We start from the raw sequence: 9445 nt of genomic DNA, 5'->3' as shown, positions 1-9445 counted from the left end.
ACATTTTACAGGATTGATTGAATTATAAAGGTTAATGATGCTTTTGTTTTAAAAGAAATGGAAAAAATGGGACTTTTCATTCTTGCAAGTAATGATATCAGTCTTTCTCCTGAAGAGATGCTGAAGTATTACAAAGAACAGGATAAAGTAGAAAAAGGATTCCGATTTTTGAAAAGTGATACCTTTAGCATATCGAAGGTGTATCTCAAGAATAAATCAAGGATTGAAGCGTTGACAATGATAATGGTTCTCTGCTTAATGATTTATGCAATTGCAGAATGGAAATTAAGGACAAAGTTAGAAGAAGAAAATGAAACGGTTCCAGATCAAAAAGGGAAACCAACAAAAAAACCAACAATGAGATGGATATTTTTCAAGTTTCAAGGAATTACAGAACTTATAACGCAGAAAAAAGGGAAAACAAAGTCAGAAATACTGAATATGGAAGAAATTCACTGGAAAATATTGAGTCTCATGGGGGAGGAATATGAAAAGATATATATCTAGTTGCGTTAACCTGCCGAAGCTAGGATAAATACAATATCAGCTAATAAAATAGAAAAGTCAGATTATTAAATAAAATATAAAAATCAGAAGATTTACTATAATAGAAAAGTCGGAATATTTAATAAAATAAATAAGTCAGACGATTTGATGATATAAAAATTCAGAGATTTAATAAAATAAAAAAGAAATGAAGAATTCAGGCAAATTTTGTAAGAACTGCCTTTATTACTTCAAAGACCTCATCAATATCTTTTGTACCGTCTAAAGTTACCAGAAATCCCTGCTTTGTGTAATACTCAATAAGGGGTTCGGTCTGTTTTTTATAGACATTGAGACGGTTCTTGACGGCCTCTTCTTTGTCGTCATCGCGCTGAAAAACCTTACTCCCGCAAATATCACAGACATCATCTTTTTTCGGCGGGTTAAAAGTCCTGTGATAGCTAGCACCACAATTGCACATAAGGCGGCCGCTTATTCTTTCTACCAGTTCTTCATCAGGAACTTCGAGGTTGAGAACAACATCTATGGGCTTATTGATCTCATCAAGGATGACTGCAAGAGCGTCAGCCTGAGGTATTGTTCTTGGATATCCGTCAAGGATAAAACCTTTTTCACAGTCCTGTTCTTTCAGACGGTTCTTAATTATCCCTATAAGTACCTCATCAGGAACAAGTTCTCCTTTGTCCATATATCCCTTGGCTGCAAGCCCAAGCTCTGTTCCTTCCCTGACATTTGCCCGCAGGATATCCCCTGTGGAGATCTGCGGGATTCCATAGTTGTCAACCATTTTTTTGGCCTGGGTGCCTTTTCCGGCACCGGGGGGCCCAAAGAGTATTATATTCATTTGAAGATCCCTGTGTTTATCCTTTAGTTTGTTTACATTACATCTCTCTTATTCGAGTCCTTATTACAGCTCAAAAAGAACCTCTTACTGTTCCCCAAAGAAGGAGCGGATCATTGGGTGCATTTCCATCATCTGCTCGGAAGCTATGTCCTCATAGAGACGATATACGATACTGACAGCCAGCAAAAGTCCGGTACCACTTGTACTTCCAAGAGTACCGAGCAAGCTTGCAATCAACGTAAGAATCCCTATGAAAGCTCCACCTATTACAGTAACTTTTGGGATATAGCGCTGGGTAACTTTTTCAATACTGCTAATATTCCTCCTGAAACCCGGAATCTGCATACCTGAATTGAAAATCTTCTGGGCAGTGGGTTTAGCTCCCATACCAGTTGTTTCTATCCAGAAAAGTGCAAAGATGATTCCACCTACGATAAGCATAGTAGCATCTGTAAATACATGAAGTACAATCTGCCAGTTTGCAGGTGTAACCGCCCCATAACTTGAAAAGGACTCTTTCACAAGAGATGGAATCCAATCGTAAGGACTGTGTATTGGAGCAAGATAATACATAATCCCGTTTAGAGGCGTAGACCCATGGAACTCTCCAAGGAAAGTGATTCCACGACTGGCAAGAATAATTCCAATCATCTGGATATTAGCCTGAAGAGCTCTGACAAGAATCATCGGTAAGACTGATGCATATATCAACTTAACAGGAAAACGGCCCCTAGCTCCTCTAACCGCACTATGGGCGAGAGGGATTTCGATTCTTGTACTTTCCACGTATACCACAAGTAAGAAGATAACAACTGTGCTTAGCAGTGCAAGAATTCCTCCTCTGACCAGCATGAACACTACACCCTCACCTGAGAAGAGGTAATCTGCTCCGACGTTCTGGGCGATATAAATCCATTTTGGAATCAGCCCGACCGGGAGCCCGGAAGAATCATACTGCCAGTTAAAGATTCCTGTAACAATCTGCTGGGAGATTCCCGCAACAATGAAAAGTCCAACTCCTGACCCGATGCCCCACTTGGAAACCACTTCATCCATGAAAAGGATCAGCGCGCCTCCAATAAAGATCTGGATAAGAAGCAGGAAGGTGATTACTCCCAGGCCTACACCTAGAGCAGAAGCAAGTCCTGTATCCGGCTGGATATAGCCACCAAGTAGCTGCGGCAGAGCTTCCAGTATGATCATGACAAACACAAGGAACTTCTGAGCTCCCTGGAAGAATGACTGATCTTTGGGATCTGACAGGTCCAATTTAATGATATCTGCTCCAACAAGAAGTTGCAGGACAATCGAAGCCGTTACAATAGGCCCGATACCTAGGAGAATTAAAGATCCAGACGCGCCTGCAAAGAAGGCACGATAAGATTCAAAAAGGTCAACCGAGTCCTGGGACATCCCAAAAAGCGGTACATTTGCCAGAGCAAAGTACAGCAAAAGGACTCCCAGAGTCCACCAGAGCTTATCCTTAAAATGGACGTGTTTTTCCGGACTTGCTACTGCAGGTAACTTGTTAAAAAACGGTTCTAACGTATCCCTGAGAGTCATCGATTACACCATTCAAAATATAGTTTATTATAATATTTAAAATGTTAGATCACGTTTTACCGTAAGACATTGGTAAGTATAGTACATCTAATATGAAAAAGTTACCAAAAGAATTAAAATAAGTAATGCCAGGTGACATTACTTATTCGGCATCGATGCAACTTCCGCCAGCGGCTTCAATTTTTTCGCGGGCAGATGCGGAGAATCCTTCAGAAGTGACCACAAGGTTCTTCGTAACACGTCCGCTTCCGAGTACTTTTTCGATTTCGAGGTTTTCAAGGTTAATGTGGTACGCACCATCTTTGATTTCTGCAAGCCCTTCCTCAACAAGGTAAGGGGCAAGTTCGTCAAGTTCTCCCACATTTACTATGGAAACATCCCTGGAAATCTCAGCAGGGAGCTTGAAACCATGCTTTCCGTAGCTGTATCCCCTGAGCATAGCTCTTACAAAGTGGTGCTTACAGCCTCCGGCTTTTCCACGGCCTCCGCGGTTTCCGGCTCCACGCCTGTTTTTATGAGTCCCGCCTCCGCAGGTCCTGGATCCTCTGAACTTCTTTGTATCCATTCCAACCACCTTATCTCATTTTGTGCAGGAGTGCATTGATACCATCGCCGTGGTCTCCGAGTTCGCCGCCCTGCTTTACGGTTCTTTTAATCCCTGCATGTCCTTTTCTTGGAGGGTGAAGCCTGAAAACGGGCTTCAGTTTTGGAACGTCCTTAAGGGTAGCTTCTCCTTCAACAACAGCTTCGGCAAAAGCCTGAATTGAATCATAGGCTGTGTTTTCCCGGATGTATTCCTCAGTCAGGCGAGTATTGCCTTCGAGTCTTCCACGGTTTTCGAGGATCTCTGCAAAAGTCTTTGCATCAATTTCCCCAAAGGCAACGTAGTCCTTCACCTTCTGGACCATACCTTTGAAATGAGGATTCTCGGGCACAAACACACAATGGTTAACCTTGTGCAGACGAAGCATCTTCATTGTATCTTCAATCGTGTACCGGACATTAACCTGACCTCTCAACCTAACAATGGCATACATATCAGGCATCCTCCTTACAGTAGACTGGCAGCCTCATAACATTCACCTGGTTAAGGGCGTCAAAGGTTGCCTTTGCGAAGTTAAGAGTAGACCGGGTAGTACCGAAGGTCTTGGTCCATACGTCTTTAATTCCGGCTTTTTCCAGCACTTTGGTTGCAGTATTTCCTGCAGCAATTCCAAGGCCTCTTGGTGCCGGAATAAGAGTTACGCTTACACTGCCTGCCTTTCCGGTTACTTCATAAGGAACGGTGTGAGGCAGACCGCAGGCGCATTCCCATGACCCGCAGCCTCTGCGGATATAGGTGATATCGAGCTTTGCAGCATCAATTGCTTTACGGATAGCAGGCCCTACCTGCACATCCTTTGCCTGCCCGAGCCCTACATAGCCATTTCTGTTCCCTACGATTACGGTTGCTCTGAATTTCACACGGCGTCCGGAGTCAGTCATCCTCTGGACCATGTTAATATCGAGCACCTCGTCTTCCAGGTCAGGAAGCAGCATATCAATTATCTGAGGCTCCCTGATAGGCAGGCCTGATTTGATTGCTTCTTCCATGGAAGCAACCTGTCCTTCCATGACTAATTTTCCAAGCCTGGTTTTTGGAACCCAATCTTCATCGAATGCCATTTAATCACCTTAACTAAATTCAGCAAAGATTTTCTCTTTGGTTGCTTCAAACTGCTCTGGCAGGTCTGAGCTCTCTTCTCTATATTCAGCAATGTGCTCTCCCCGGATTCTCTCTTCCGAAGGGAAAACTTCAGGGCTGCAGGGGACTTCAAAACCCGAGTCTACTATGCCTTTAAGCGCAGCATAGACTCTGGAACCTGCAGAGGAAGCCTGAAGTCCTATATCCAGAATTCCTTCTTCATATCCCTTATTCAAGCTTTTAAGCCCGAAAAGGAGCCCTGTAAGGTATGCAGCCGTTGTGTTTCCAGTAGACCCTGTATAACCGTACTTAGCAAGCTCACTCGAAGCGGCTGAGGAATAAGTTATATCCCCCTCTGGGGTTGGAGCTATTAACTGGATTTGAACATTTCTTGCACTCTTCCTGACAACCACACGGTCCTGCCTTGAGAGCAGTAACTTGAGTCGCAGGTGGTAATTAGTGCGTCCTTCTCTTCTTCGTCTAAAAGGAACCTTATATCTTGGTCCTGTTGCCATATTTAGCTCCTCCAGGTTATTTCTTTAACAGTTTTTCAGACCCAAGGTGGGAGTTCAGGTGGGAAACGCTTCTGTATTCGCCGCCTTTTGCTTTTCTGTAAAGTCTGCAGTACACGGATTTATCAAGTGTTCCATCTGCACGCAGTTCCTTGAGCCTTCTTCTAAGAGCCCTGATCTTTTTGATCCACTGCTCCTTCTTAGGAGTACGGGCCCCTTTCTTACCTTTTCTTGAACCTTGACCTTTGCAGTGCCCATACTTGCGCTTGGCAGCAAGAGCTCTGGCTCGGCCTCTGCTGACTCCTTTGATCGGCTTGGCTTTAATAGTGCCTTTCTCAATGAGCCCGCGAATATCTTCCCTGGTAATTGCCGACGCGATCTCTTCGGAGGCTTCCGGATTAAGCCATACCCTGTCAAGTCCGCATTCGAGAATCTTGGAGGCTAACCTTCTTTGATTGGCCAGATCTGACATTTTTATTCACTCCTTCCAGGGTTCAGTACTTTAATACCGAGTTCTCCAGCTTTTGTGATAATAACAGCTTTCTTTCTTGAGCCTACTGTCGATGCTATCCTGATAGCTTCATAAGAAGGATCAACGAGCTCAAGCTCAGCAACGCTGGAAACAAGCACATCAGAATAACCGGAAGGGTGCAATCCTTTTACTGCAGCAGGACTTCCGTACCCTACCTGGGCATGGGCACCTTTTGAGACATACTTTCGACGCTGTTTACCCTGAGAACCTCTCGGACGCCTCCAGTTGCTGTCAAGCCTCTTAAATTTATGACAGGCTGCTCTCTTAAACTGGGGCTTCTTTCCCTTCTGGACTTTTCTCACATTGAATAATCGCCTGGATTCAGAGTCCATATCAAGGGTGGAAACTGAAGTACTTTCTGATTTTAATTCTTCTGCCATCATAACCACCTCAGGGCTTCTGCACAATGTAGATTCCGTCCTGGAAAATCCTTGGGTCGAATCTCTTGATCTTGGTTTTCTGTTCAATATTTGCGGCAGTCTGCCCAACATCTTCCTTGTTGATTCCGGAAACAGTCACCTCATTTCCAGAAACCTTAACCTTTGTTTCACCAAGAATCTTTGCGACTCTTGGCTTTTTTTCTCCAAGGAAGTTTCCTATTATGAGGGTCTTACCATCAACTTTTACCTGCATAGGGAAGTGAGCGTACAGGATAGTCATCTTGCACTCAAAACCCTCATTTACGCCTTTTATAAGGTTTTTGATGTGGGAAGTAAAAGTGCCTACCATGGCTTTCTGTTCTTTCCTGGAAGATTCTGCATCTACCTCTACTTCGCCGTCCCTGACGTAGATCTTGATTCCAGGATACCATAGTTTTCTTTCTACAGTCCCCAGAGGGCCACTGGCTGTAAACACATCCTGAGAGATAGAAACGGAAATTCCTTCAGGAACCTCTATTTTTCTTGCAATTTCCTTAACCATTTCCTGTTCCCTCCATCAGTACACATAAGCAAGAAGTTGCCCACCAATCTTCTTCTCACGGGCTTCGTACTGGGACATAACTCCGCTTGAAGTAGTTATTATAAGGGCGCCAAAGTTCTTTGCCGGCAGAAACTGCTTTTCCCAGCGTTCAAAGCTGTCAGTTCCTACGGAATACCGCGGCTTGATTGCACCGCATTTGTTGACTCTTCCCACAAGGGTTACACTGTAGATTCCGGCTTTTCCATCATCGATAAACTCGAATTCTCCAATGTAGCCGAGATCTTGCATAACCTTCAACACGTTGCCAATGTTTTTTGAGGCAGGCCTGATAATACAGGAACTTTTCCCAATAGCTTCGGCATTTTTGATTGTGGAAAGGGCATTTGCAAGAGGATCAAGTAATACCATTTTAATCACCTTATGAATACTTCTCAAAACCCATATCGTGGGCAATCTCCCTGAAACAGTGCCTGCAGAGGTAAATGTCATATTTGCGGACAAGTCCCTGCTTTCTTCCACACCGCTTGCACACGTTTACTCCTTTTCCGGACTTATTTATAGTCTCCGCCATTTACATGACCTCCACGCCATAGCTATCGTTCAGGAAAGCAATAGCATCCTCAACTGTGACCTTGTGGTTAGCCGGGATCTTCCTTGTTGCAATCCTTCTCTTGCAGATTCTTTCTCCAGGGCGCTTGATAACAACTGTTACGTCCATTCCGAAAACCCCGATATTCGGGTCATATCTCATGCCCGGAAAATCAGTGTGTTCTTCAATTCCGAAAGAGACGTTTCCAAGGGAATCAAACTGGGATCTGACAAGAGTCTTATCAACGATACCAAGAGCAGTCTCGAGAAACTGCTGGGCTCTCTGGCCTCTCAGGGTTACTTTGCAGCCGATAGGCTCGTTCTTTTTGATCGAGAAAGCCGGAAGGGTCCTCTTGGCAAAGCACCTGACAACTCCCTGCCCTGTAACAGTCTTGAGGATTTCTTCGGCATTTACTAGATGCTGGCCACTTTCTCCAACACCCATATGGACAATTACTTTCTCAACAACGGGAGTGCGCATAATATTACTCAATTATCTCACCACCGAGCCGGATCTCAGGCTTGTCCTCGCCAATGACAATAACGTAATCTTCAATTGTTTCGAAATCGGTTTCCCCTGAAATCGCGACTGTATTGTGTCTTGAACTCTTAACTTCCTTGATTTCAGTGATCTTTCCGATTTCTCCAGAGTGCCGGCCGCCTACTACCATTGCCAGATTGCCGACCTTGAACTGCAGGTGCTTTACTATCTGCTTGTCAGGCAATGAGAGGATCAGAGAGTCCTTTGTACCGTACTCGTTAGAACCCGGAATGTTGGTCCCGTCATTCAGGTTAAGCTGAACCTTTCCTCCTTTGAGAGTAGTCTTGTTGTTGATCCTGCACAATTTGTTAACGTTTGTTGCATCCAGCTTGTGAAGTACCAGACGTCCCTTTTCGTCCTGGAACATCCTGTACGTTTCATTTATGAGAGGGAGTGTAATTACGTCAAAAAGCCCAACCGGGAACCTGAGGTCTTTTCTGGGAATCCCATCTACAAGAACTTTGCCTTCCGAGAGAATCTTTTTGCCTTCCCTGCTATTATCTACAATCTTGAGAATATCACGAATTATAATTCCGAGCGGAAGACTGCGTGCCTGACTGTGAGGCCCTGGGCGAGTGGTGGAGACCCACTTATAACCTTTTTTTCCGGCCTTCCAGCTTCTTGGAATTGATAATCTTTTCTGGTGTGTCACAAAATCACCTGCCTCACTTCTTAATACTTGATGCTCTGCGCCCGTCCTTCAGTTCCAGTTTTGTGATCATAACATTGGAGGGGTATATCGGTCTTGAGACTTCGGTGCCATCCACTTTGGTGGAAATAACGCCGTCCACAGAAATTGTACCGTACTGAAGCGAAACGGCCTGGACCTTTCCTTCAGTTCCCTTATAATCTCCACGCATGACCTTCACGGTGTCTCCCGCTATAACTGCGGCGCTTCTTGTGCCGTACTCCTTTGAGAGTGCTTCACTAAGCCTTGCGCCCATGAATTTCTGTCTGACGTGCAGAGGCGCATTATATCTTGCCTTTCTCTGCTTTCTAGGCTGTTTGGATACCATTTTCGCCACCTCAGACAATGATAGATGCTGTGGTCCCGATCTTGGGGTACCTCTCAGCTACTTCTCTTGCTATAGGACCTTTTATGTCCGTGCCTTTTGGAATTCCTTCTTCATCCGTGATTACCATGGCATTGTCCTCAAAGGACACATGCAACCCATCCGGACGGCGGAACTCCTGTTTCTGGCGAACCACTACTGCAAGGAGAACCTGCTTTCTCATTTCTGGTGTGCCTTTTTTTACTGAGACGACGCACATGTCCCCAATTCCTGCGCAGGGCATTCTGTTCTTTACCCCTCTGTATTTCTTGACAGAAATAATCTCAACGACCTTGGCTCCGGTGTTGTCCACACAGGGAACCTTAGCACCTGCATTGAGAGCCCTTGGGATGTTGGAGCGTATGCCTTTCATTTGGGCACCTCCGCTTTAACTACCACATAGGACTTTGTTTTGCTTATACGTCTGCATTCTGCAATCGTAACGATATCCCCGACTTTTGCTGAAATGCAGGGTGGGTTGTGTGCGTGAACCTTCGAGCGTCTCTTCTCGTATCTCTGGTATTTCGGCACCAATTTCATGTATTGCCTTTCAATAACTACCGTATTGTCCATCTTGCTGCTGACCACGGTGCCCACAAGGATTTGACCTCTTACTGGAAGTGTTCCGTGGAAGGGACAGTATGAATCATTACATTCTTCTGATGGCGCCGGTATGTTCAATCCAATATCTCTTGCCATGA

General features: G+C 44.8%; 16 protein-coding genes and 1 pseudogene. 1 reads left to right on the top strand and 16 read right to left on the bottom strand.

Translation table 11 applies throughout. The annotated features are described in order from the left end of the window. Positions 1–507 (top strand): annotated as a pseudogene (locus tag FXW07_RS15335) (IS1634 family transposase); the annotation flags it as partial. 196 nt (positions 508–703) lie between these two features. On the opposite strand, the gene FXW07_RS15330 reads toward FXW07_RS15335, so the two are convergent. From FXW07_RS15330 to FXW07_RS15255, 16 genes are all read right to left on the bottom strand, one after another. Then, complete coding sequence (locus FXW07_RS15330) at positions 704–1351, bottom strand: adenylate kinase (protein WP_229396153.1); 648 nt, start codon at positions 1349–1351, stop codon at positions 704–706. An 84-nt stretch (positions 1352–1435) separates the two neighbouring features. Then, on the bottom strand, positions 1436–2914 hold the full coding sequence (secY, locus tag FXW07_RS15325) for a preprotein translocase subunit SecY (protein ID WP_229396152.1): 1479 nt from the start codon (positions 2912–2914) through the stop codon (positions 1436–1438). Between the two features lie 142 nt (positions 2915–3056). Continuing rightward, positions 3057–3479 (bottom strand): uL15 family ribosomal protein, encoded by a 423-nt coding sequence (locus tag FXW07_RS15320; protein ID WP_048118622.1) that lies wholly within the window; start codon positions 3477–3479, stop codon positions 3057–3059. A 10-nt stretch (positions 3480–3489) separates the two neighbouring features. Beyond that, entirely contained in the window at positions 3490–3951 is a 462-nt protein-coding gene (locus tag FXW07_RS15315; protein WP_048118626.1) for a 50S ribosomal protein L30, read from the bottom strand. A 1-nt stretch (position 3952) separates the two neighbouring features. After that, the gene (locus FXW07_RS15310) at positions 3953–4579 is read right to left on the bottom strand and encodes a 30S ribosomal protein S5 (RefSeq protein ID WP_229396151.1); all 627 of its coding nucleotides are present in this window, start codon (positions 4577–4579) and stop codon (positions 3953–3955) included. A gap of 9 nt (positions 4580–4588) precedes the next feature. Continuing rightward, a complete protein-coding gene (locus tag FXW07_RS15305; protein WP_229396150.1) occupies positions 4589–5113 on the bottom strand; it encodes a 50S ribosomal protein L18 in 525 nt (174 codons plus the stop codon). 16 nt (positions 5114–5129) lie between these two features. Continuing rightward, positions 5130–5582 (bottom strand): 50S ribosomal protein L19e, encoded by a 453-nt coding sequence (locus FXW07_RS15300; protein WP_048118636.1) that lies wholly within the window; start codon positions 5580–5582, stop codon positions 5130–5132. A gap of 2 nt (positions 5583–5584) precedes the next feature. Then, complete coding sequence (locus FXW07_RS15295) at positions 5585–6022, bottom strand: 50S ribosomal protein L32e (RefSeq protein WP_229396149.1); 438 nt, start codon at positions 6020–6022, stop codon at positions 5585–5587. A gap of 10 nt (positions 6023–6032) precedes the next feature. Beyond that, positions 6033–6563, bottom strand: a complete 531-nt coding sequence (locus FXW07_RS15290) for a 50S ribosomal protein L6 (protein WP_229396148.1) — start codon at positions 6561–6563, stop codon at positions 6033–6035. A gap of 15 nt (positions 6564–6578) precedes the next feature. After that, on the bottom strand, positions 6579–6971 hold the full coding sequence (locus FXW07_RS15285; protein WP_229396147.1) for a 30S ribosomal protein S8: 393 nt from the start codon (positions 6969–6971) through the stop codon (positions 6579–6581). Between the two features lie 10 nt (positions 6972–6981). Further along, a complete protein-coding gene (locus FXW07_RS15280) occupies positions 6982–7134 on the bottom strand; it encodes a 30S ribosomal protein S14 (protein WP_048118645.1) in 153 nt (50 codons plus the stop codon). Beyond that, positions 7135–7632, bottom strand: coding sequence for a 50S ribosomal protein L5 (locus tag FXW07_RS15275; RefSeq protein ID WP_229396156.1), 498 nt, complete (start codon positions 7630–7632; stop codon positions 7135–7137). Between the two features lie 4 nt (positions 7633–7636). Next, on the bottom strand, positions 7637–8344 hold the full coding sequence (locus FXW07_RS15270; protein ID WP_229396146.1) for a 30S ribosomal protein S4e: 708 nt from the start codon (positions 8342–8344) through the stop codon (positions 7637–7639). 13 nt (positions 8345–8357) lie between these two features. Beyond that, positions 8358–8708: a 50S ribosomal protein L24 gene (gene rplX, locus FXW07_RS15265; protein ID WP_048118649.1), complete on the bottom strand. Its 351-nt coding sequence runs from the start codon at positions 8706–8708 to the stop codon at positions 8358–8360. A gap of 10 nt (positions 8709–8718) precedes the next feature. Continuing rightward, on the bottom strand, positions 8719–9117 hold the full coding sequence (gene rpl14p, locus FXW07_RS15260) for a 50S ribosomal protein L14 (protein WP_048118652.1): 399 nt from the start codon (positions 9115–9117) through the stop codon (positions 8719–8721). Next, the gene (locus FXW07_RS15255) at positions 9114–9443 is read right to left on the bottom strand and encodes a 30S ribosomal protein S17 (RefSeq protein ID WP_229396145.1); all 330 of its coding nucleotides are present in this window, start codon (positions 9441–9443) and stop codon (positions 9114–9116) included. Before FXW07_RS15255 ends, rpl14p begins: the two co-directional genes overlap by 4 nt. Between the last annotated feature and the right edge of the window lie 2 nt (positions 9444–9445).

The sequence above is a fragment of the Methanosarcina sp. DH1 genome (assembly GCF_020804205.1).
Classification (GTDB): domain Archaea; phylum Halobacteriota; class Methanosarcinia; order Methanosarcinales; family Methanosarcinaceae; genus Methanosarcina; species Methanosarcina vacuolata.
The sequence above is the reverse complement of the archived record's forward strand: the minus strand, read 5'-3'. Positions and strand labels throughout refer to the sequence as shown.